The organism is Streptomyces malaysiensis subsp. malaysiensis, from assembly GCF_040653035.1.
GTDB classification, from domain to species: domain Bacteria; phylum Actinomycetota; class Actinomycetes; order Streptomycetales; family Streptomycetaceae; genus Streptomyces; species Streptomyces malaysiensis.
In genome coordinates this window covers 140622-163517 of the sequence record NZ_JBEZNG010000001.1, presented here as the reverse complement: position 1 = coordinate 163517, position 22896 = coordinate 140622, and the positions used below count along the sequence as shown (strand labels likewise).

General features: G+C 70.4%; 19 protein-coding genes. 7 read left to right on the top strand and 12 right to left on the bottom strand.

Annotated elements, in window-relative coordinates:
- Positions 1–33: 33 nt before the first annotated feature.
- A complete protein-coding gene (gene glgX / locus AB0E24_RS00700) occupies positions 34–2412 on the bottom strand; it encodes a glycogen debranching protein GlgX (protein WP_430541509.1) in 2379 nt (792 codons plus the stop codon).
- A 329-nt stretch (positions 2413–2741) separates the two neighbouring features.
- Between glgX and AB0E24_RS00695 the strand changes: the two genes are divergently transcribed.
- The 5 genes from AB0E24_RS00695 (at position 2742) to AB0E24_RS00675 (ending at position 7260) form a co-directional block, all read left to right on the top strand.
- A complete protein-coding gene (locus AB0E24_RS00695; protein WP_231981282.1) occupies positions 2742–3956 on the top strand; it encodes a L,D-transpeptidase in 1215 nt (404 codons plus the stop codon).
- Between the two features lie 156 nt (positions 3957–4112).
- Positions 4113–4880, top strand: coding sequence for an enoyl-CoA hydratase/isomerase family protein (locus tag AB0E24_RS00690; RefSeq protein ID WP_069866647.1), 768 nt, complete (start codon positions 4113–4115; stop codon positions 4878–4880).
- 277 nt (positions 4881–5157) lie between these two features.
- A complete protein-coding gene (locus AB0E24_RS00685; protein ID WP_069866645.1) occupies positions 5158–5661 on the top strand; it encodes an ATP-binding protein in 504 nt (167 codons plus the stop codon).
- Positions 5662–6195: 534 nt separating this feature from the next.
- Positions 6196–6822: an N-acetylmuramoyl-L-alanine amidase gene (locus AB0E24_RS00680; protein WP_232639162.1), complete on the top strand. Its 627-nt coding sequence runs from the start codon at positions 6196–6198 to the stop codon at positions 6820–6822.
- Positions 6823–7029: 207 nt separating this feature from the next.
- Positions 7030–7260, top strand: coding sequence for an EF-hand domain-containing protein (locus AB0E24_RS00675; protein WP_069866641.1), 231 nt, complete (start codon positions 7030–7032; stop codon positions 7258–7260).
- Between the two features lie 92 nt (positions 7261–7352).
- Here the strand turns inward: AB0E24_RS00675 and AB0E24_RS00670 are convergent, their stop codons facing one another.
- The 4 genes from AB0E24_RS00670 to AB0E24_RS00660 form a co-directional block, all read right to left on the bottom strand.
- Positions 7353–7661 carry a hypothetical protein gene (locus AB0E24_RS00670; RefSeq protein WP_099015029.1) on the bottom strand — a complete coding sequence of 103 codons (309 nt, stop codon included), beginning with the start codon at positions 7659–7661 and terminating at the stop codon, positions 7353–7355.
- A 45-nt stretch (positions 7662–7706) separates the two neighbouring features.
- Complete coding sequence (locus tag AB0E24_RS00665) at positions 7707–8348, bottom strand: glycoside hydrolase family 25 protein (RefSeq protein ID WP_069866637.1); 642 nt, start codon at positions 8346–8348, stop codon at positions 7707–7709.
- A 40-nt stretch (positions 8349–8388) separates the two neighbouring features.
- The gene (locus AB0E24_RS46160; RefSeq protein WP_443043152.1) at positions 8389–8553 is read right to left on the bottom strand and encodes a DUF7873 family protein; all 165 of its coding nucleotides are present in this window, start codon (positions 8551–8553) and stop codon (positions 8389–8391) included.
- Positions 8554–8880: 327 nt separating this feature from the next.
- Positions 8881–10296 (bottom strand): hypothetical protein, encoded by a 1416-nt coding sequence (locus AB0E24_RS00660; protein ID WP_359374076.1) that lies wholly within the window; start codon positions 10294–10296, stop codon positions 8881–8883.
- Positions 10297–10601: 305 nt separating this feature from the next.
- On the opposite strand from AB0E24_RS00660, the gene AB0E24_RS00655 reads away from it, so the two are divergent.
- Positions 10602–11948 (top strand): diacylglycerol/lipid kinase family protein, encoded by a 1347-nt coding sequence (locus tag AB0E24_RS00655; RefSeq protein WP_359374074.1) that lies wholly within the window; start codon positions 10602–10604, stop codon positions 11946–11948.
- Positions 11949–12042: 94 nt separating this feature from the next.
- On the opposite strand, the gene AB0E24_RS00650 is transcribed toward AB0E24_RS00655, so the two are convergent.
- The 4 genes from AB0E24_RS00650 to AB0E24_RS00635 form a co-directional block, all read right to left on the bottom strand.
- Positions 12043–12498, bottom strand: a complete 456-nt coding sequence (locus AB0E24_RS00650; protein ID WP_283884067.1) for a hypothetical protein — start codon at positions 12496–12498, stop codon at positions 12043–12045.
- A 77-nt stretch (positions 12499–12575) separates the two neighbouring features.
- Positions 12576–12995, bottom strand: a complete 420-nt coding sequence (locus AB0E24_RS00645) for a hypothetical protein (protein WP_359374070.1) — start codon at positions 12993–12995, stop codon at positions 12576–12578.
- Between the two features lie 5 nt (positions 12996–13000).
- Complete coding sequence (locus tag AB0E24_RS00640) at positions 13001–18211, bottom strand: DUF6531 domain-containing protein (RefSeq protein ID WP_359374068.1); 5211 nt, start codon at positions 18209–18211, stop codon at positions 13001–13003.
- A 178-nt stretch (positions 18212–18389) separates the two neighbouring features.
- On the bottom strand, positions 18390–19112 hold the full coding sequence (locus AB0E24_RS00635) for a DUF4386 domain-containing protein (RefSeq protein ID WP_351377180.1): 723 nt from the start codon (positions 19110–19112) through the stop codon (positions 18390–18392).
- Positions 19113–19200: 88 nt separating this feature from the next.
- Between AB0E24_RS00635 and AB0E24_RS00630 the strand changes: the two genes are divergently transcribed.
- Complete coding sequence (locus tag AB0E24_RS00630) at positions 19201–19734, top strand: MarR family winged helix-turn-helix transcriptional regulator (RefSeq protein WP_250850935.1); 534 nt, start codon at positions 19201–19203, stop codon at positions 19732–19734.
- Between the two features lie 110 nt (positions 19735–19844).
- Here AB0E24_RS00630 and AB0E24_RS00625 read toward each other — a convergent pair whose 3' ends face one another.
- The 3 genes from AB0E24_RS00625 to AB0E24_RS00615 form a co-directional block, all read right to left on the bottom strand.
- On the bottom strand, positions 19845–20699 hold the full coding sequence (locus AB0E24_RS00625; protein WP_359374063.1) for an RNA polymerase sigma-70 factor: 855 nt from the start codon (positions 20697–20699) through the stop codon (positions 19845–19847).
- Complete coding sequence (locus AB0E24_RS00620; protein WP_079259073.1) at positions 20696–21253, bottom strand: carboxymuconolactone decarboxylase family protein; 558 nt, start codon at positions 21251–21253, stop codon at positions 20696–20698. Before AB0E24_RS00620 ends, AB0E24_RS00625 begins: the two co-directional genes overlap by 4 nt.
- 147 nt (positions 21254–21400) lie before the next feature.
- Entirely contained in the window at positions 21401–22783 is a 1383-nt protein-coding gene (locus tag AB0E24_RS00615) for an L-serine ammonia-lyase (protein WP_069866621.1), read from the bottom strand.
- Positions 22784–22896: the final 113 nt, after the last annotated feature.

The following is a 22896-nucleotide window of genomic DNA, read 5'->3' as shown; positions in this document are numbered from 1 at the left end:
AGTGGGGAGACTACGGTCCGCCACTGACAGTGCTCACTCGGTTTTTTGGCGTAGGTCCGTGGCGGTGAGGGCGCGCAGCAGCAGAACCGAGCGTTCCGGAAGCTGGATGGGCGCGCCCGCCGCGAGGTGTGAGCCCGGGGGTGCGCCCTGGTCCTCGCGGGAGGTGTCCAGCAGGAGTTCGTACCCCCGGGCCCAGGGCGGGCCGGGCAGGGTGAAGGAGAGCGGCCGCGGGCCCGCGTGCAGCAGCGCCAGGAAGCTGTCGTCCGTGACCGGGGCGCCCCGCGCATCGCGCTGGGGCAGATCGAGGCCCGAGAGATACGCCCCGAGGGCGGTCGTCGGCGCGTACCAGTCGGATTCGGTCATCTCGGTGCCGTGCGGAGTGAACCACGCCAGGTCGCGCAGCCCCTCCGGGGGCCGGGCCAGACCGGAGAAGAAGGCCGGGCGGCGCAGCACCGGATGGGCTCGGCGCAGCCGTATCAGCCGCGCGGTGAGCTCGGTGAGGGCGCGCCAGCCGGGGTCCTCGAGCAGCGACCAGTCGAGCCAGCCGGTCTCGTTGTCCTGGCAGTACGCGTTGTTGTTGCCGCTCTGGGTGCGGCCCAGCTCATCGCCCGCGACCAGCATCGGCACCCCGGTGGACAGCAGCAGGGTGGCCAGCAGATTGCGCAGCTGGCGGCGGCGCAGCGCGCGTATCCCCGGGTCGTCGGTCTCGCCCTCGGCGCCGCAGTTCCAGGCGCGGTTGTCGGGGGTGCCGTCGCGGTTGCCCTCGCCATTGGCCTCGTTGTGCTTGCGCTCGTAGGAGACCAGGTCGCGCAGGGTGAAACCGTCGTGCGCGGTGATGAAGTTGACCGAGGCGTACGGGCGGCGGCCGCCGCGCTCGTACAGATCGCTGGAGCCCGAGAGCCGGTAGCCCAGATCGCGGGCGTCGGGCAGCGCCCCGCGCCAGAAGTCCCGCACCGCGTCGCGGTAGCGGTCGTTCCACTCCGCCCACAGCGGTGGGAACGCGCCCACCTGATAGCCGCCGGAACCCACGTCCCACGGCTCCGCGATCAGCTTGACCCGGCGCAGCACGGGATCCTGCGCGATCACGGCCAGGAACGGGGAGAGCATGTCCACGCCGTGCGCGGCGCGGGCGAGCGCGCTGGCCAGGTCGAAGCGGAAGCCGTCCACCCCCATCTCGGTGACCCAGTAGCGCAGCGAATCGGTGATCAGCCGCAGCACCTGCGGCTGGAGCACATGCAGGGTGTTGCCGCAGCCGGTGAAGTCGGCGTAGCGGCGGGGGTCCTGCTGGAGCCGGTAGTAGCCGCGGTTGTCCACACCGCGCAGCGAGAGGGTGGGGCCCAGCTCATCGGCCTCGGCGGTGTGGTTGTAGACGACGTCGAGGATCACCTCGATCCCGGCGGTGTGCAGGGCGCGCACCATCCGCCGGAACTCCCCGACCTGCTGGCCCCGGGTGCCGCCGGCCGCGTATCCGGCGTGTGGCGCGAAGTAGCCGATGGAGTTGTAGCCCCAGTAGTTGCGTAAGCCCCGTCGCAGCAGATGGTCCTCATGGGCGAACTGATGCACCGGCAGGAGCTCGACCGCCGTGACCCCGAGCCGGGTCAGATGCTCGATCGCGGCCGGATGCGCCAGCCCCGCGTAGGTGCCGCGCAGCTCGGGCGGCACGGCGGGGTGGCGCATGGTGAAGCCGCGCACATGGAGTTCGTAGATCACCGACTCGGCCCAGGGCGTCTTGGGCCGCCGGTCGTCGGTCCACTCGTCGGGCGCGCCGGCCACCGCGTCATCGCCGACGACCACCCCCTTGGGGACGTACGGGGCGGAGTCGCGGTCGTCCCTCACGGTGTCCGCCACATGCTGCTGCGGCCAGTCCCGCATATGTCCGTAGACCTCCGCGGGCAGCGCGAACTCCCCGTCCACGGCGCGGGCGTACGGATCCAGCAGCAGCTTCGCCGGATTCCAGCGGGCGCCGGTCCAGGGGTCCCAGCGGCCGTGCACGCGGTAGCCGTACCGCCGGCCGGGCAGCACCCCGGGGACGAAGCCGTGCCAGACCTCATGGGTGAGCTCGGTGAGCCCACAGCGGGACTCGCGGCCGTCCTCGTCGAACAGACACAGCTCGACGGCCTCCGCACCGCCCGCCCACAGCGCGAAGTTGGTCCCCCGGACCCCGTCGGGCCCCCGGCAGGGACGGGCGCCGAGCGGCTCCGGGCTGCCCGGGTGCACGGCGGGGCCCGCCGCCGGGGCCGCGCTCCGGTCGCGCCGCGGGGCGACCGCCGTGGAGCGGTGGCCGATGAGCCGCCCCACCGCCGTCGCCGAGGGACGTCCGGGGACGCCGTCGTGCGTCTCGCGCTGGTCCGCACGCGTCTGGTGCCGGGCGTGCTCGGCCGCACGCGCCTCCTGCTCGGCTGCACTGGACACATCGGCCTCCGCGGCTCGCGGCCAACCGCCTCCGCCCGGCGGAGGGGAGGCGGGCGGCACCTCATGGTGGGCCGGCGGGCCCCGCGGTGTCCCGTACCGCACGGCTCCGGCCCACGCTCTCCAACCTGTTCTGCCCCCAAACCCGCCGACTCGCACGTTTCCTGGTGCCCGGCACCGGCCGATCACCCTGCGACCGCCGCGGCCCGGGACTGAAACGTGACCATCGGGGGGAGTTCACTGTCAGCGGCGTGTGATTACCTATCGCCAGGCGCGCCTGCGCGTGATCGGGGTTGCCGCGGGGGCGGGGCCCGGGGGAGGGGAGAGCTGTTGTGACGGTCCGGCGGATTTCGGGGGCGGTGCGGGGCGGCCGCGGTGGACTTCTCGCGCCGCTGCTCGGGGCGATGCTGATGGCGGTGGCCGCGTGCGGCGGAGGCGGCGGCTCCGACGACGGCGGCAAGAAGGACGACGCGCGGCCCAGGACCCCGCGTGCCGTGGTGACGATCGCGCCCAAGGACGGCGCCAAGGGCGTCGACACCGACGGCGCGCTGAAGGTCACCTCGGCCAAGGGCACCCTCTCCTCGGTCAAGGTCAAGGACGCGAAGGGCACCGCGGTCGAGGGGAAGATCGCCCAGGGCGGCAAGAGCTGGCGGCCCGACGCCCATCTCCGCTCCGACACCACCTACACCGTGGACGCGGTCGCCAAGGACGCCCATGGCCTGACCACGACCGAGCACGCGACCTTCACCACCCTGCGCCCCAAGGAGACCTTCGTGGGTATCTACACCCCCGAGGACGGCTCCACGGTCGGCGTCGGCATGCCCGTCTCGCTCAACTTCAACCGCGGCATCACCCACCCGGAGGCCGTGGAGAAGGGGATCAAGGTCAGCGCCTCGCCCTCGGTGCCCATCGTCGGCCACTGGTTCGGCAACGACCGGCTGGACTTCCGGCCGGAGAAGTACTGGAAGCCCGGCACCAAGGTGACGCTCAGTCTGGATCTGGACGGGGTCGAGGGCAGGCCGGGGGTGTACGGCGAGCAGCGGAAGTCCGTGACGTTCACCATCGGCCGCAGCCAGATCTCCGTCGTGGACGCCAAGTCCAAGAAGATGACGGTCAAGCGGGACGGCAAGACCATCAAGACCGTCCCGATAACCTCGGGCGCGCCCGGCCATGAGACCTACAACGGCAAGATGGTGATCAGCGAGAAGCACCCGGTGACCCGGATGGACGGCGCCACGGTCGGCTTCGGCGGGGAGTACGACATCAAGGACGTGCCGCATGCGATGCGCCTGTCGACCTCCGGCACCTTCATACACGGCAACTACTGGGCGGGCCGGCCCACCTTCGGATCGGCCAATGTCAGCCATGGCTGTGTGGGACTGTTCGACCAGCGTGGCGGCGGGGACTCCTCCACCCCGGCGTCCTGGTTCTTCCGCAAGTCGATCCTCGGCGATGTGGTCATCGTGAAGAACTCCCATGACGAGACGATCCAGCCGGACAACGGGCTCAATGGCTGGAACATGTCCTGGGAGAAGTGGAAGGCGTGACGCCATGCGGGGCGCTTGACCCTGTGCCGGGGCGCATGACCCCGCGCGGGGCCCGGCGCCCCGGCGGCTCGCCCTCCGGCCGTTGACACCGTCCCCCGGCGTCCCCGCCCCGCCCCGGCCCTCCGCTTCCGTGTTAGCGGGCGCTAACCTGCGCTCATGACTGTGAACCTCGAGGTCGCCGACGGCGTTGCCACCTTCCGCCTTGACCGCCCCCCGATGAACGCGCTCGACGTCGCCACCCAGGACCGGCTGCGGGAGCTCGCGGCCGAGGTGACCCGCCGCGACGATGTGCGCGCCGTGGTCATCTGGGGCGGTGAGAAGGTGTTCGCGGCCGGCGCGGACATCAAGGAGATGCGGGAGATGGACCACGCCGCGATGGTGGCCCGCTCCGGTGACCTTCAGGAGTCCTTCACCGCCGTGGCGCGGATCCCCAAGCCCGTGGTGGCCGCCGTCACCGGCTACGCCCTCGGCGGCGGCTGCGAGTTGGCGCTGTGCGCCGACTTCCGGATCGCCGCGGAGAACGCCAAGCTGGGCCAGCCCGAGATCCTGCTCGGCCTGATCCCGGGCGCGGGCGGCACCCAGCGGCTGGCCCGGCTGGTCGGCCCGGCCAAGGCCAAGGACCTCATCTTCACGGGCCGTCAGGTCAAGGCCGACGAGGCGCTCGCCATCGGCCTGGTGGACCGGGTGGTACCGGCCGAGGAGGTCTACGACCAGGCCCACGCATGGGCGGCGCGGCTGGCCCGGGGCCCGGCGATCGCGCTGCGCGCGGCCAAGGAGTCGGTGGACCGGGGGCTGGAGACGGACCTGGACAGCGGCCTCGCCATCGAACGGACCTGGTTCGCCGGGCTGTTCGCCACCGAGGACCGGGAGATCGGGATGCGCAGCTTTGTCGAGGAGGGGCCGGGCAAGGCCACGTTCCGCTGACACCCGACCGGTTCCGATCGTGTCGGGCGGGGTTGCGGACCCGCCTATGCCCCGTGCGAGCGAATTTTCTTCGCCATCGGTCGGCTCTTGGCCGACCCGGTCCGGTACGCTGGGTGATCACGCGTACGCGCGGTGACATCGCTGGTCAGGCGGGGTGTTTGGGTACCCCAACTGCCTTTGGCATATGTCGGATCGGGTTTATGGGGCCTGGGGCTCCGGTGGTCGGAATCCCATGGTTCCGCCCCGGATGGCCTTTTGGGCGGCCATGATGGGGGGCATGGCGGGCTTGGAGGGAATGGAGCAGCCGCAGCAGCGCACTGGTACGGCTGCGGTGCGGGGGGCGCCGTCCATCGAGGACGACCGGGCCCTCAGAGCGCTTGACCTCTTCGGGAACCCCGCATGCGAGGAGGTGCGGCTGCCCTCCCGCCCCGAATCCGCCGCGACCGCCCGCCGGATGGCCGAATTCGTGGTGGCGCGGGACTGGGGGCTGGGCCATCAGCTCGCCGAGCACACCGTTCTGCTGGTCTCCGAGCTGGTGGGGAACGCCGTACGGCACACCGGCGCCCGCACCTTCGGACTGCGGATGCTGCGGCGGCGCGGCTGGATCCGGGTCGAGGTCCGGGACCCCTCGCGGGGGCTGCCGTGTCTGATGCCGGTGGGGGAGCTCGACACCAGTGGGCGCGGGCTGATGCTGGTCGACCAGCTCTCCCAGCGGTGGGGGGTTGATCTGCTGCCGTGCGGCAAGACGACCTGGTTCGAGATGCGCGTGGCCGAAAGCTGATCAGGGAATCGATCTGAAGACCGATCTGAAAACCGATCTGAAAACCGATCTTACGAGCGTCGGTGCGGATCTCGGCGCGGTGTATGAAGCGCGTTGTGAAGCATGTTGTGAAGCACGTTGTGAAGCGTGTGAAAGGGGTCCCCGTGCCGTCGCGTGCCGACGGTATGGGGACCCCTTTCGCCCCGGGCCATGGCGCGAAAGGGGTGTGGGCCGTGGCATTCGGGGGAAGCGACCTCGCTCGGGTCAATGGGGCCGCGGCCCCGACTATCGCAGAGGTGACAGAGCACTTCCAAGCCAATCCAAGGTGAGGTGTAACACTTGCCTTGTTAATGCCAGGTCGAGGGTTAATTTTCCTTCGTTGTCGACCTCCCGCTATCAAAACTCCAGTGGTCCAGACCGTGACGCGAAATCTTTCTTTGCGTGGCGGTTCTTGGCATGGCCCTGCCGAGGATTCACCATGGAACGACGCTACGCGCGTCACACCCCCCACGCGTCACCCCCTTTGTCCCCGCTACGACATTCGGGAGACCCCCCATGGAAGCGCACGGCCGCACCCCCACCCGGCGGGCCCTGCTCCGCTCGGGCGCCTACCTCGCCACCGCCACCACCGGACTCGCCGCAACCGCCGCGACCGCGACCACCGCTCACGCCGACGACAGACGCGGCCGCCGGGCGGCCGCCTATCCGCCCACCCACTGGATCCCCGCCTCCCCCTCCAACTACCGCGTCTCCAGCCGCCCGACCGCGTATCCGATCGACTTCATCGTCATCCATGTGACGCAGGAGACCTTCCCGGACGCGATGAAGATCTTCCAGGACCCGGCCAAGCAGGTCTCCACGCACTACATGGTCGCCTCGGCCGACGGCTACATCGGGCAGTTCGTCCGGGAGAAGGACGTCGCCTGGCACGCGGGCAACAAGGACTACAACAACCGCAGCATCGGCATCGAGCACGAGGGCTGGGTGGACGACCCCAAGTGGTTCACGGACGAGATGTACGCCTCGTCCGCCGCCCTGGCCGCGGCCGTCTGCGACCGCTTCGGCATCCCCAAGACCCGCGACCACATCATCGGCCATGTGGAGGTCCCCGGGGCCGACCACACCGACCCCGGCCCACTGTGGGACTGGGACCGCTATATGCGGCTGGTCAACGGAGGCTGAGCCGTGTGGCCCCGGGGCCCGAGCGGTGTGGCCCCGGGGCCCGAGCCGCGTGGGCTGCGGGGCCTTGAGCCGCGCGGACTCCGGGGCCCGAGCCGCGTGGGCCGCGGGGCCCTGAGCCGCGAACTCCACGATGCCGCCGAGACGAACCGGCCACCGCCGACCGCTAATCTGTGCGGGTCAAGCACACGCACGGAAGGGGCGGAACAGGTGGCGGACATCGAGGCGGCGCGCAAGGCGTTCGAGCGGTATGACCTCAACGGTGACGGCCAGATCACCGCGGCCGAGTACAAGAGCGTGATGGCGCAGCTGGGGGACCCGTATGTCACGGAGCCCGTCGCCCAGGCCGTCATCAACGCCCACGACGCCAACGGTGATGGGCTGCTCACCTTCGACGAGTTCTGGGCGGCCCAGAACAAGGACGGTGAAAAGACAGGCTGAAACGGGTCTGCGGGCCTACGGGTCTGCGGGCCTGCCGGTCTCTCTACGGGCCGCACAGTAGCAACGGGCCGTACGGCGGCGCGGCCGGCGCCTCAGCGCCAGCCGCGCCGCTGTGCGCTCGCCCGCCGTCTGCGGTCGTTGCACAGCAGACAGCGGCCGTAGCCGGGCGGCAGTGGGTCGTCCGGATCCCCGTACAGCGGATCGACGGCCCCGCGCGGATGCTCCGGACAGCCCGTGGAGCCGTGCTCGGCGGTCAGCGACCCCGCGGCGGCGAGCGCCCGGCGCAGGGCGTCGGTGAGCAGCTCGGTCTCCGGCCCGGAGGGTGCGGCATCCAGCGAGAAGGCGATGTCCGATGCGGTGGTGAGCGCGCTGCGGAGTTCGCGCAGGTCTGCGTAACTCATACCGGGCAGCGTAGGCGCACCCACCGACAACGCCCCGGGGACGGGTCAGGCCCCGCCTTCCACCTCATCCGCCGCCCGGACGTCCGCCACGTCCGCCACGTCCTCCGTCTCCTCGTCGGCGGTGAGCGCCGCCCGGCTGGGGTCGGCCCACGCTTGCAGAGCGGCCTTGCTGGAGAAGTTCGCCACGTCCTTGTCCAGCGGACGGTCGGTGTACTGGTGGATCCGCCACTTCGCCTTGATCCGCGGCTTACCCGCCGTCACGTAGTCCGCTATCCACAGACCGTCTCCGGCGTAGGACGTGGTGTCGTAGTTGAGCCAGAAGTTCCGGTTGCAGTAGAGCATCACGCGGTGCGTGGGGCGCAGCTTCTTGACCTCGCGGATGAACCGGTCCTTCTCGGCGTTGCTGGCACGGGTGCCGGAACCGGTGGTCTCCCAGTCCACGGCGAGCAGGTCGTGCTTCTGGGACGCACACTTCTCCACGAAGTAGCTCGCCTGCGCCGAGATGTTGCCCGGCCACAGGAAGTGGTAGAAGCCGACGACGCATCCCGCCTTGCGCGCCCGGGACGCCTGCGAGGTCTGCTTCGGGTTGATGTACGACCGGCCTTCGGTGGCCTTGATGAAGACGAAGGCCAGCCCGTCCGCGTCGAACGTGGACTGGTGCGAACTCACGTCGATGCCGTGCAGCATGGCGCCTACCTCGGGTCAAGAACGGGTGCATACATGGGTGTTATTCCCCCTCTCGTACGGAGGACCCTACTGGGACGGGAACGCGTCCGCAGGCATTCGAACCCACCCACAGAGAGAGCACCTTCTCGGTGCGGACGGTCCGCACGGCCCCGGTCTTCCAGCAGTCCGCCGACGGGTCGAGCGACCACGACTCGGCGGCGTCCAGGGTCGGCAGCCTGCGGATGAGGGCGGAAGGGCCGCGCTCGAACGATATTCGAGGCGGCCTTCAGGGGCGTTCCCGTCCCCGCGGCAGGCGGATTGTCCGTGCGTACCAAGGCGACGAGGCCGCCACGGCCATCGGCAGGGGGAGGCGGCGAAGAACGTCTGGGCCGCCGGCCGGGTGGCGGCTTCCAGCACGTTCACGGTCGCATGACGCTCCAGAACCGGGCGGCCGGGCCGCCGCCGGTCGCGGTCGTGACGGGCTCCCGCGGCGTACGTAGCTCCGGCAGTGTCCGTAGCTCCCGGGGCATCCGCACGGCGTCCCACCCGGCCGTCAGGGACTTCCGTGACGACCACCCGTCGTGGGACCGTCGGCGGCCGGGCCGGACCCCGTGGGACCGTCGGCGGCGGGGTCGGACCCCCGGGGACCGTCGGCGGCGGGGCCGTTCGCCGTGGGGCCGGACGCCCCGGCGAGGATGCCGAGCAGCGCCAGGATCCCCACCACGATGCCGAGGACGAGCCCCACGGACGCCGGAGTGGGATGGTTCCACAGCACCAGGGCCAGCGCGCCGCCCGTGATCACCACGCCGGTGGTCCAGGCCCGCTGGACGTCCAGCCAGCGGCCGAAGCCCCCGGTGCGGGCTCCGCCACGGGCCAGGCCCCGGCCGATGGCGCCGGTGCCGCGTGCGGCGGCCGAGCGGACGGCGCGAGCCCCGCGCCCGGGGCCGTACAGATACGTGGCGAACGCGGTGACGATCGCGACGACGAGAAGGGTGCGGGTGCTTTCGCGCAGGAAGCGTACGAGCGTGTCGAAGATGAAGGCCGCCGGGTCCCGTGGCAGGGCGCTGGGCGGGACGGAGTCCAGATAGACGCCGCGCACCACGGCCAGGCCGACCAGCAGCGCGACCATCATCACCGCCGTGCCGACCCCGGCGGCCAGCAGCGTGAGCCGATGCGCGGGGGAGATCCACACGGCGAGGGCGGCGAGCACGATCGTCACGGCGGCCAGCCAGGTGCCGAGGATGTCGAGGAGGCGCATCGCGCCTTGCGCCTCGTCCAGCTTGTCCGTCCGCACCAGCGTGAACTGCCGGTCGATATGGGGGATCTTGGCGGCCTTCTCGTAGCCCGCCCGGACGAGGTGCTGTTTGACGTTGTCGACAAGGGTGCCGATGTCCAGGACGATCGCGTTCCCACGGGCCTGGACCGCGCTGGTGCCCTCACCGGTGAGGACCTTGACGACGGCGGCGTGGGCGCGGCGGTTGGCCGCGTCCCACACCAACGGGAACTGATCGCTGGCGATCACCTTGTGGACCACGCGGTGCACGGCGTTGGTGAGCGCGCTCTCCAGCGGCCCGCCGAGCATCCGGGTGCCGTTCACTACGAAGGACGGGGCTCCGGTCTTGTTCAGGTTCCTGGCGAGATGGGCGGTGATGGCGGGCACGTCGACCTGGTCGACCACGCGTTTGGTGAGGCGGTTGGTGACGGTGGACTGGACGGAGGGGTTCCTGGCGATCGGGGCGACGGTCTGGACATACCGGTGAGGGTCGGTGATCTCTTCGTGCAGCCAGGTGGCGACGACGGCGAGCGGGGAGAGCAGGACCGCCAGCACGAGCAGCACACACGCGGCCGCGTGGCGAAGCCGCCGGTGACGTACGGCCGCGGCCCCGCGCAGCCGCTCGTACTCCTGTCGTTCGTTTCCGCTCAGCGGCTGGGGCTCGGCGGGGCCGGAGGCGTCGGCGGACGGATCCATGGGTCCTCCCTCGCGCGGGACGGAGGGAAGTGCCACCGGACGGAGGCGCCACCGGAGAGTGGCGGCGTCACGGCGCTGGTCACCGTGGTGGGCGGCGTATCTCCTCGATCCGCGGTCCGAGGTACTGGGAACGCGACGACGGGCCGTTTCGATTCGCGGTGGGAGCCGGGAGCCGGGAGCCGACGTGGTGGTGAGTGGGGAAAAAGTGGCGGCGTGGTGGCGAGCCCGGCGCGGGGTACCCGTGGGACCGCCCCTCCCGGCGCTCACGCCCTCTGACCGGGAGGTCACCGCCCCGGGGAGGTCACATGACCATGACGTCGGCGGCACCCTGGACGGCACGCCTGGCCCTGGTGGCGGGCGCCACGGCGGTGGTGATCCTGCTCCTGTTCGCCGGGGCGCGGAGCGTAGTGCTGGTCGCGGTGGGGGCGAGCGGGACGGCGGTCGCGCTGGCGGGCGTGTGGTGGACGCTCGTCCACAGAGGGCCGGCCAGGGTGTTGGCCGCCGTGCTGGCGGTGGCGGCGCCGGTCGCCGTTCTGGTCCTGTACGCGCTGGCCGGGCTGTTGTGGGTGGTGCTGGTCTCCCTCGCGCTCTGGACGCTGGCGGTCGCCTCGGGGCGGTTCGCGCTGGCGTTCGCGCTGGCGGAGGGGATCGGGCACCGGAGCCGCGGGGAACGCCGCGTCGGACCGCCGGAACGGCCGTTCTTGATCATGAATCCGCGTTCCGGCGGCGGGAAGGCCGACCGATTGGGGCTGCCGGGGAAGGCGGAGGCGCTGGGCGCACGGGTGGCCGTCCTGGACCCGGACCGCCCCGTCGATGTGGCCGGGCTCGCACGCCGCGCCGTCGAGGAGGGCGCCGATCTGCTGGGCGTGGCGGGCGGCGACGGCACCCAGGCGCTGGTGGCGGGGGTGGCGGCCGAGCGCGGAGTCCCCTTCGTGGTGATCCCCGCCGGGACCCGCAACCACTTCGCACTGGACCTCGGACTGGACCGGGACGACCCGTCGGCCTGTCTGGACGCGCTCACCGACGGTGTCGAGCTCCGCGTGGACCTGGGCTTCATCGGCGAGCGCGTGTTCGTGAACAACGCCTCGTTCGGTGCCTACGCGGCCGTCGTCCAGAGCCCCGCCTACCGCGACGACAAGGTCCGCACCACCCTTGAGCTCCTCCCCGACCTGCTGACCCACGAGACGGGGCCCGATCTCGTGGTCAGGGCGGGAGAGCTCGTCATGGACAGGCCACAGGCCGTCCTGGTGAGCAACAACCCGTACCGCACGGGGGATCCGGCGGGCCTGGGGCGGCGCTCGCGGCTGGACTCCGGAGTCCTCGGCGTGCTGGCCGTCACGGTCGACTCGGCGGCACAGGCGGCCGGGCTGCTGCGCGGCCGCAACGCGCCCGGACTGGTCTCCGCGACCGCCGGGGACGTGGTCGTCGACACACAGGAGCCGGCCGTCCCGGTCGGCGTGGACGGCGAACCCCTCACCCTGCGGACTCCCCTCCACTGCCACATCGCACCGGGCGCCCTTCGCGTACGGGTCCCGAGACACCGCCCGGGGGTACCGGCCGACAGACCGGCCATGGACTGGCGCGGAGTGCGACGACTTGCGCTGACCACGGTCAGGACGGCGGCGGGGCACGGACCGCGCCGATCACACTGACCGGCCGGGCGCCTGCCGCGCGCCTCCCTCCCCATCCGCCGCAAAACGGAGGGCCCCGGCTTTCCCGGCCGCCCCGATGTGTCAAGAAGTGTCGTCAAGGGGTGTCGGAGTGCCGGCGTGAGGTGTGTCGAAGACCCAGTCTCTTGGGTCTGCCCCAGGAAGCCGTAAGGAGATAGATCCACCACACCGGGTTGATGAAATTGAACCAGTTCTTCCTGCTCTTCAGGTGCTTTTCCCAGTAAGCATCCTGCTCTTCCGGTGAACCGGTGAGTTCGGCTGGGCAGTAGCCGAAGGTCGGAACAAGGTCCCGTACGGTGGGCGGCCGCCACAGGTGGAGAACGTAGACCATCCAAGCGCCATGCGAAGCCGAAAGCCCGGACGGCCTCACATCAACCCGTGCGCCATGACAGCAGACCGCCACCCCTTTTGACGTAAGACCGGGCCGCATGGCTCGCAATGCCTCGAATACATTGTCGCCCGTGGCCGTGGCTTCAACACCATCCGATGACTCCAGGCGCAACCGCCATGGACCGTCTCCCTCGACTGTCATCTTCCACCGCAACTCCTGCCCATCGCGTTGCACATAGAGTGGAACGTTATTCCCGCCCATTCTCTTGGTGGTCTTATTCAGATTGAATAGTAGCCTCGCGGAAAGACGGAGACTCCGTGAACCTCTTCGTCTGGATCATCCGGGGCGGGGGTGAAGAGTGCAAAACCGAGCTCGGTGAACTCGACCCCCTGGTCATCCTCTGTTCCCTCGATACCTTGTTCTCGCAGGTCGCCGAGAACATGCCTGTAAGGGCGGCCGAAGAGTGCGATCCCTTGATGTGTCACCTGTGCTTCTGGTGTCACCTCGATAAACTCCAGTGCTTCCCCGCTGTCGAAGGACAGGAGCAGTCCCTTCTCTGTGAAATGGTCGGTGGGGTTCTCCGAATCACCTCGCTGAAATGACGTGAAGGAGCCGAGCCTCTCGCGTAGGTCAGTCCTGGATTCACCGAATCGGATGGAGTCGAGCCCTTCGTTCGGGACGATTGTGTACTGAGTCATTTCGTTCACCAACCCTTGGGCAGAAAGTAGATCATTTCTTTGATCGCGTCGTCGTACTTATTCCCGAATTGCCGCCTGATATCGGCAATATCCATGTCGATGGCATCGCGGCGGCGGTGCTGGCTAATGAGATCTCGCTGTCGCGCTCGATGTGACATTGCGGCTCTGCTGCGCCCCCAGCTGGCCGTCCTGTAATGATCCACCTTGTCCATTTGAATTGCGGGCCCGCGATCACGGGGGATGCCATTGATCGAATCTGGGGGCATGTGATTGATCTCGGTACCCGGAATGTTCCTCTTGTAGTCGGTGGCCGGGTCCTTGAGTTGTTTGTATCTGCCTCCTCGGTATACATGGCCTGGTGGGGCGTAATCCGGGGCCAGGCCGGAGAGGTCGGTCCAAGTATGGGGGTTGTGAACGTAGGTGACCGGGTTGGGGGCTGGGGCGAGGCCGAGGGGGTCGGGGGTGAGGTAGCGGGCGGTTTCGGGGTCGTAGTGGCGGTGGAGGTTGTAATGGTGGCCGGTTTCCAGGTCGTGGTACTGGCCGGGGAAGCGAAGGGGAGTGTAGGCGGTTGCGTCGGTCTTCCAGGTGGTGGTGCCCCAGAGGGTCGTGCGGGACTGCCAGGCGGTGTGGCCGGTGTCGTCGACGAGGTGGGTGGGCGTGCCGATCAGGTCGGTGATGATCGCGTAGAAGCGGGTGTCGATCTCGTCCTGGGGCGCGTTGGCGGTTGGGGCGTAGCGGGTTGTCTGGGCGAGTGGGGTCAGCCCGGTCTCGTCGTGGTCCCAGGTGAGGCTCTGCCGACCGGTCCAGTCGGTTGAGGTCGTGCTCTGTTCGATGAGGGTGGCGTCGTACCAGGTGAAGTGGGATTCCTCGATGACCGCGCCATCAGGGGACAGACGTTGTTTGGCGGTTCGCCGGCCGAGGGGGTCGTAGCGGTACCGCCAAGTGGCGCCGTCGGGGGTGATCAGGTGGGTGAGGCGGTTTTCGGCGTCCCAGGTGTAGCGCCAGATGTCGGGCTTCCTCGACAGGCGGGTCTTCCGACGCAGGGTGGTGCGGCCTGCGGCGTCGTATTCGTAGCGGGTGGTACCCGCCGTCCGTATTCGGGTGCCGGTATAAGCACGTTCACCCGTCGCGTCCGCGCCGGGGTGCTGCTGCGGCCAGGTGGCGCGGGTCTGGTTCCCCGCCGGGTCGTAGGCGTAGGTTTCCTGCCATGCGGTGGCCTGTACCTGGGTGACGCGGCCGGCTGGGTCCAGGGTGTAGCGGCTGGGTCCGGTTGTGGTGTCATCGAGGCCGGTGAGGTAGCCGTCGTGGCGCCAGGTGTATGTGCGCTGGAGCAGGGTCTGCGGACCCACTGTGTAGGACTGGCCGATGAGGCGGTCGGCCGGGTCCCAAGCCTGGCTCAGGGACAGTCCTCCGGCCCAACTCCGTTGGGTTTCACGGCCTGATGCGTCATGGGCAACGATCAGGTCCCTGCCCTCGATGGTCAGCGTGGTGCGGTTGCCTGCCGCGTCATACGCGTAGGTGGTCTCCGCCCCCGCCGGGGTACGGCGGGAGACGAGTTGCCCTGCTGCGTCGTAGGCCAGGCGGAGGGTACGGCCGCTCACTGTCTCGGACAGCATGCGACCGGCGGGGTCGTAGTCCCGGGTCAGCTTGATGTCCGGGGCCACGGCCTCGAGTAGTTCTCCGGCCGGGGTCCAGCGGAAGGTCGATACCTGCCCGCCGGCATCCTGGGCCACTAGGCGGCCCAGCGCATCGTAGATGTAGCCGGTGTGCTGGCCAAGTGGGTCGGTACGCGAGACGAGTTGGCCCGCCGCATCATGGCCGTAGACCATCCTACGGCCGTCGAAGTCCGTCTCCGCTATCAGACGGCCTGCCGGATCATAGGCGTAATCCCAGGTCAGGCCCTGTGGATTGGTGACCTTCGTCAGCCGCAGCGCCGCGTCGTGCTCGAATTCGTAGCGGACGCCGTCCGGGCCGGTGCGGGCGGCCAGCAGGTCGAAGTGGGTGTATTCATATGCGGTCGTGCCGCCGGCGGGGTCGGTGTGGGTGGTGGGGTTGCCCTCGCCGTCGTACGTCCAGGACTCCGTCGACCCATCCGGACCGGTGCGGCGCAGGAGGTTGCCCTCCGGGCTCCATTCGTAGCGGGTCACCGCGCCCAGCGGGTCCGTCTCGGCCACGGTGCGGCCGAACGCGTCCCGCTCGTAGCGCGTGGTGGCTCCCAGCGGGTCGGTGATCTCGATCGGGAGCCCGGCCCCGTCGCAGCGCACCCGGGTCGTCGCTCCCAGCGGGTCGGTGACGGCGAGCAGACCTCCGTGCGTGTCGTAGAGGTAGCGGGTGGTGGCGGCGAGCGGGTCGGTGAGTGCGGTGCGGTTGCCCGCGGCGTCGAAGGTCTGCCGCCACACCGCGCCGCCCGGATCGGTGATCTGCACCGGGTTGCCCTGTGCGTCGAGCACCGCGCTGATCTCGCTGCCGTCCGGCCGGATCACGGCCGCCAGATGCCCGTGCTCGTCGTAGCGGAATCCCGTGGTGCGGCCCAGCGGATCGGTTTCGGCGACCGTACGGCCGGCCTGGTCGTACGCCGTGCGGCTGACCGCACCGCATGCGTCGATCTCCCCGACGACCTGGTGCGCCTCGTCGATCAGATAGCGGGTGACCGCACCATCCGGTGAGGTCAGGGTGGTGACCTTCACCCCGGGGAAGTCCGGGTCCACCCCGTCGTAGCCGATGCGGAAGGTGTAGTGGCCGCCTTCCCCGCCCTCGGCGATGACCCGGTCCCGCTCGTCGTAGGCGTAGGAGTACCAGCGGTTGTTGGTGTCGGTCCAGGAGGTGATCCGCCCGGCCCGGTCGTAGGCGAAACGCAGCGGCAGCCCCGAGGAGCCCGTCACTTCGGTGAGATGGCCGTCGGTGTAGCCGTAGCCCATCACCTGGACCTCTCCGACGTACAGGCCGGTGATCCGCTGATGCTCCGACGTCAACCGCAGGCGGTGGCCACCACTGTGGAGGATCTCGAGCGGTGTGCCGGAAGCGTCGTAAGTGAAGGTGACGCGGTTGCCGTTGCGGTCGGCGACCTCCCGCAGAAGCGCCAGCGGCTCGTCGCCGTACGGGGTGAAGGTGCGGACGAGCCCGGCTTCCGGGTCGGTGAGGGTGTACGTACCGCCGTCCGCCGTCCGTGCCAGCGGCCACCGCGGCCCCTCGGCGGGCATGACCGCGGTGCCGCCCGGCGCCGGGTGCGGATAGGCCAGCAGCAGACCGTCCTCGGTGAAGAAGACCACGCCCCGCTCGTCGAACTCCAGGCGCTGGTCGGCCGTTGAGGCCCAGGTCGGGCCGAACCACCGCCCGGCGCGGTATCCGGAGTCCACCCGGCGGGAGAACACCAGCGGCAGCACGCCCGGCAGCTCCACATCCGTCTGCGGCAGGAACATCCGCCCGGTCGCCAGATCCACCGGATCGGTACGGCCGTGCCGCACCCGGTCCCAGGTACGGGAGAACGCGCCCCGGGCACGGCTCCGGAGCGCGCCGCGCGCCCATTGCGTCGCCTCACGCGCCGCCAGCCTGGCTCCGACGCGCGAGGCGATCGGGGCCAGGGCGCGCGGGGCGAGACCCATCAGCAGGGTCTCCGCCAGCCCTCCGCCCATGGCGAGTTCCAGCGGCAGCGCGTAAGGCATGGCGAACATGGCGAGGGTGAGGAGGAGCGGAAGGCCGACCTCGAGGAGCTTCTCCAGGAGAAAGCCGTCGGTGCCCAGGATGTCGTAGCCGGCGAGAGGGGCCTCGCCCCCGGCGATGGCCGACCAGCGGGACAGCAGCAGCACGCCGACGACGAGCGTGCCCGCGCAGACGGCGATGCGGAACTGGACCAGGGCGAGGGTCTCGCCCAGCGGGGACGCTCCCGCGGCCCGGTAGCCGCGTACGGCGGAGATCAGGCGCGACAGGGTGAGGGCCAGCCCGGCGAGGCCGACGCCGATCAGGACGCGCAGCCCGGTGCCTTCGGTGAAGTTCTCCTGCAAACCCTTCGTGGACGGGAAGGATCCCACCGCCAGATACAGCAGGGAGGGAACGGCCAGCAACAGGCTGAGCACCAGCAGAACCTTCTCGTGCCGCGGCCGGCGGGGCCGCCGCTCCTGAGCTGCGCGCCACAGCCGCCGGAGGGTGACGCCACGCCAAGCCTCCTGGCTGTGGGTGGCGTCCATACGTCGGGTCTGCTGGGCGACCGACTCGCGCAGCGGCGCCAGCTTCTCCGCCCGGGTACGGGGGTGGGCCGTGGCGTACAGCAGCGCTCTGCGCCGCCGGGCATAGCCCAGGGCGATGATCCAGGTGGCGGGGAGGCGCAGCAGGGCGTACCCGAAGAGGGCTTCGGGGCCGGTCCGGCCCTGGCGCTCGGCGGTCAGCGCGACATCCGGTTCACGCCGCCGGCCCAGGCGGGACCGGCGCAGATCCCAGATCCAGGCGGTGGCGAGACAACCGAGGATGATCCACAACCCCCAGTCCCCGGCCAGCCGCTCGCGCCACTCCATCGCGCTGTCGTCGCCCGGGAAGGCCGCGGCGTAATTGGTCACCCAGTGGATCGCCACCGCCCCGGCCAGCGGTACCGGTGCCGCGACCCGGGTCGGTACGCGGGCACCGCACCACAGCAGGCCCACCGCCAGCCCGCCGAGCGCGCTGGTGATGATGTGTGCCTCGTAGGGGAGTACCGGCCCCCCGACTTCGACGGTGCCGGTCGCGGAGGGAAACCAGCTGCCGAGAATCTGTCCGAGGCCGGGAACGTACGGGGGGTCGACCAGCCCCTCCGCGATCTGCCAGCCTCCCTCGTCCAAGGGGGCGGCCTTGCCCGCGGACTCGGCGTACATCAGCAGCTTTTCCAGCAGACCGAACCCCGCCCCGGCAGCGCCGCCCAGCACCACGAAGTCCGCCAGACCCCACTGCATCCGCCCGCGCAGCGCCCACCCGGCGACCAGGAGCGGTGTGACCTTGACCAGCTCCTCCACCACCGGAGCGGTCGTCCACGACACCACGTCCATGACGGCCGCCAGCGACTCCTCCCTTGCGGTCGCCAACTGACGTGCCACCACAAGCTCCAGCACCATCGAGAGCACACCGCAGCCGTACGCACCCACCCCGAAGGCGAGCAGCACCGTCGGCCACCGCACCGTCCGCACCGGCCAGGACAGCAGCAACAGCTGCATCACAGCCCATACCGACGCGAGCGCCATCCAGAACGCCACGCCCCGTGACCCCCTCCGACGTTGTCAGTGATCAGTCACGCTAAGTGGAACGGCGGTCACGTACAAGGGACTTCATGGGTACGCGGCACCGGCACCCCCGAGCACATGTCGGCACGGACGTCGTCGAGTGCGCCGCCCCGCGAGGGCGGCGCACTCGGCATGTCCAGGTGTCCGACGCTCACTGGTGCCGCGACGGGCGGGTGCGGGGCAGCAGGATCGCCGTGATGACCAGCCAGATCAGTCCGCCGAAGCGGACGACCGGCAGCAGGTAGCCGAACGGGTCGGCGATCAGCGTGAGCATGGAGACCATGCCCGCGGCGGCCAGTGCCAGTCCGGTCCAGGTCAGCGGGCGGGGCAGCAGGCGGGCCATCAGCCCGGTCACCGAGATGCCGGAGACGAGCATCGCGAACGACGCCGAGTAGGCGACGCCGCCGGACAGGAACGACAGGTCGGCCAGTGCGCGGGCCAGGGCCGGATCGGCGTCCATGGGCAGGCGGCCACCGGCCCAGCCGAACAGCGCGCTGCCGCTCAGCGCCGCGGCCGCCAGCACCCCGCCCACCAGGGTGATCGCCGAGCCGGGTGCGGTGATGCCGAGCGCTCGCAGCCTCCGGTAGAGCACCGCCGCGAGGAGCGCCAGCGGCGTGGCCGCGGCGAACAGCAGCAGCGAGCCCAGCTCGATGGTGGAGCCGTTGTCCCGCGCGTAGGTCAGGACCTCCTTCCCCGAGGCGTCGGGGTGCGGAGTCGAGCTGTTGACGACGACGTAGCCGACGGTCAGGACGGCGAACGCCAGCACGGGCGCCAGCAGCGGAGGCCCGCCCTGTGGGCGACGGCCGGGGGCGCGCTCACCGGGGGCCGTCCGGGTGGCAGGGGTGGGGGACGTCCGGGGGGTCGTGGTGGGCATGGCTTCTCCTCCGTTGGTCGGCCAGACAACCGATACGGAAGATAATGATTACAACTCGAAACGATTGTCAAGCGAGTATGATGCCCGCATGGGAATGACCAATGAGGGCGAACGGCCACCAGGTCCGCCCCCGACCGGTGCCGCCTTCCTGCTTGCCCAGCTCGGCGCCCACGCCGCCGACCTGTTCGCCGAACGCCTCGCGACGCTGGACCTGACCCCGGCCCAGAGCGGCCTGCTACGGCTGCTGGCCGGCTCCCCGGGGCGCAGCCAGCGCGAGCTCGCCGACGACCTGGGTATGCCGCCGAGCCGATTTGTCGCGTTCGCCGACGAACTGGAACAGCGCGGGCTGATCGAGCGCCGAAGAAACCCTGTCGACCGGCGCCTGTACGCGGTCCATCTGACCGATGAGGGCGGGACGTTGCTGGCGCAGCTGCGGCAGGTGGGCGCGGAGCACGAGCGTCTGATGACCGAGGGCCTGTCCGAGCCGGAGCGGGAGCAACTGACCGGGTTGCTGCGTCGGCTGGCGGAACGACAGGGCCTCAGCCCCGGCGTCCACCCCGGCTTCCGCTCGATGCGAGCCGAGCGCACCGGCCGCCGGAAAGGGGTGCCGGGGAATCGCTGACCGACGTCGGTCTGGGTCAGCTCTGACCGCTCGGCGCACCGCGTAGCCGACCTCGGGCGGCCGCGAGGACGGCCTGTTCGCCGGTGTGCGTCGCCGGCGGCGTCCGCGGGCTACGGCAGCAGGTGGCGCAGCTTGTCCGGGTTGCGGATGATGCGGATTTCGGTGATCCGGGCGTTCTCGACCTCCGCGCGGGCGACCGTGTCCGGGCGGCCCGCGACCGTGAGGAGCAGTCCTGGCCGGCCGTTGACGTCGACCGCGTGCACCTGCGGGTCGTCCATCGGCTGGGCCAGGACGGCGGCGAGGAAACGGGCGACCTTTTGCGCGCCGTGCTGTGGGCGGATGGCGGCCTTCACCTTGCCGCCGCCATCGCTCCACGCCGTCACATCGGGGGCGAGCAGCTCCATCATCCGGTTGAGGTCGCCGCCGAGACAGGCGGCCAGGAACTCATCGGTGACCCGTCGCCGCACCTCGGCGGGGGCGTCGTAACGCGGCCGGCGGGCCTGGACATGTGCCCTGGCCCGGCGGCCCACCTGCCGTACCGCCGCCTCGCCGCGCTCCAGCATTCCGGCGATCTCCCGGAAGGAGAAGCCGAAGACCTCCTTGAGCACGAAGACCGCTCGCTCCAGCGGGGAGAGGCTTTCGAGCACGACGAGCAGGGCGAGCGAGACCGACTCGGCCAGCTCCACCTCCTCGCCGATGTCCGGCCGGGTGACCAGCGGCTCGGGCAGCCAGGGCCCGACGTATCGCTCGCGGGTGGCGGTGGCCGAGGTGAGCCGGTTGAGGGCGAGGTTGGTGACCGTACGGGCCAGATAGCCGGCCGGGTTGTCCACCGGCGTGGACACCTGACTGCAACGCAGCCAGGCGTCCTGCACCACGTCCTCGGCATCGGTGACGGAACCCAGCATGCGGTAGGCGATGCCGAACAGCATCCGCCGGTGTTCTTCGAAGCCGGTCGCGTCGATCACGCCCGCGACGGTACCGCGCAGCTGTCGGAAAAGCCTTGGCTGGTCAGGCCGAAGGCGCTGTTGACGCGTGAGCGGTAGTTCTCCAGGCCGACCATGGCGGTGAGTTCCACGAAGGCCGCCTCACCGAGCCGCTCGATCAGGGCCGCCGCGAGCTCGTCGGTGACCCGGGGCTCGGTCTCGGTCATCGCTTCGGCGTAGTCCAGGACGAGCAGCTCAAGATCGGTGAAGGCGTCCCGGTGGTCGCGCCACCGCGGGACCCTGGAGATCTTGTCCATCGGGAGCCCGAGGGCGTCGGCCTCCCAGTGGCCGAAGTCCATGCACCACGAGCAGTTGATCCTGGCCGCCGCGGCCATGACCGCGAGGTGCTTGAGGCCCGGGTCGAGGCGGTTCCACTTGGCGGCACCGCGTTCGGTGCGCACGTAGGTGAGCAGCACCCGCGGATTGTGGCCGACGGCCAGACCGGGGTCGAGCACCTTGCCGTAGGTGCGCCGGGAGTACCAGGCGCCCAGGCGGTTGAGCAGAGTGCTGGGCGGGGTGAGCGGGATACGGGCCATGGCGGGTCTCTCCTCGTGTCGCGCCTGTGGTGGCAATGGCTTCCGCAGGTGCGACAGAACAGCCCGCCGGAGTGTGACATCCGGCGGGCCGCTCCGTCGCGACGGACCCGGCCGGAGCCGGTTGCCCTCAGCGCTCGACGGGGTGTTTCAGCACTCGATGACGTTCACCGCGAGCCCGCCCCGGGCCGTCTCCTTGTATTTGACCTTCATATCGGCGCCCGTCTGCTTCATCGTCTTGATGACCTTGTCGAGGGAGACATGGTGGCGCCCGTCGCCGCGGAGGGACATACGGGCGGCGGTGACGGCCTTGACCCCGGCCATGCCGTTGCGCTCGATGCAGGGGATCTGGACCAGGCCGCCGACCGGGTCGCAGGTGAGGCCGAGGTTGTGTTCCATACCGATCTCGGCGGCGTTCTCGACCTGTTCCGGGGAGCCGCCGAGGACCTCGGCCAGGCCGCCGGCGGCCATGGAGCAGGCGGAGCCGACCTCGCCCTGGCAGCCGACCTCGGCGCCGGAGATCGAGGCGTTCTCCTTGAAGAGCATGCCGATGGCGCCCGCGGCGAGGAGGAAGCGGATGACGCCGTCCTCGTCGGCGCCGGGGACGAAGCGGGTGTAGTAGTGCAGGACGGCGGGGATGATGCCCGCCGCGCCGTTGGTGGGGGCGGTGACCACCCGGCCGCCGGCCGCGTTCTCCTCGTTGACCGCCATGGCGTAGAGGGTCACCCACTCCATGGCGCGGGGGGCCGGGTCGCCCTCGGAGCGCAGGGCGCGGGCGGCGGTGGCGGCGCGGCGGCGGACCTTGAGGCCGCCGGGCAGGATGCCCTCCCGGGACATGCCGCGGGCCACGCACTTCTCCATGACGTGCCAGATCTCCAGCAGGCCCGCGCGGATCTCCTGCTCCGTGCGCCACGCCTTCTCGTTCTCCAGCATCAGGGCGGAGATGGACAGCCCCGTCTCCTGGGAGAGCCGCAGCAGCTCGTCGCCGGTGCGGAAGGGGTGGGTGAGGACGGTGTCGTCGAGTTTGATGCGGTCCTCGCCGACCGCGTCCTCGTCCACCACGAAGCCGCCGCCGACCGAGTAGTACGTCTTCTCCAGCAGCGGATGGCCCTCGGCGTCGTACGCGCACAGCGTCATGCCGTTGGCGTGGTACGGCAGGGAGCGGCGGCGGTGCAGGATCAGCTGGGCCGACGGATCGAAGTCGATCTCCTGGCCGGGGCCGATCTCGGCGCCGAGCAGCCGCAGTCGCTTGGTGGAGCGGATGCGCTCCACCTCGTCGTCGGCGGTCTCGACGTCGACGGTGCGCGGGGAGTGGCCCTCCAGGCCCAGCAGCACGGCCTTCGGGGTGCCATGGCCATGGCCGGTGGCGCCCAGCGAGCCGAAGAGTTCGGCACGGACGGAGGTGGTGTGGGCCAGCAGGCCCTCGTTCTTCAGCCGGCGGACGAACATCCGCGAGGCCCGCATCGGGCCGACGGTGTGCGAACTGGACGGGCCGATGCCGATCGAGAAGAGGTCGAATACGGAAATGGCCACTGGGGACTCCTTCATCTGCACGCCGGGGAAGCGTGTGCCCGCCGGGAAGCGTGCGGGCCGTGCGTGCGGGCCGTGCGTGCGGGCCGTGCGTATGCGCCGTGCCTATGCGCCGT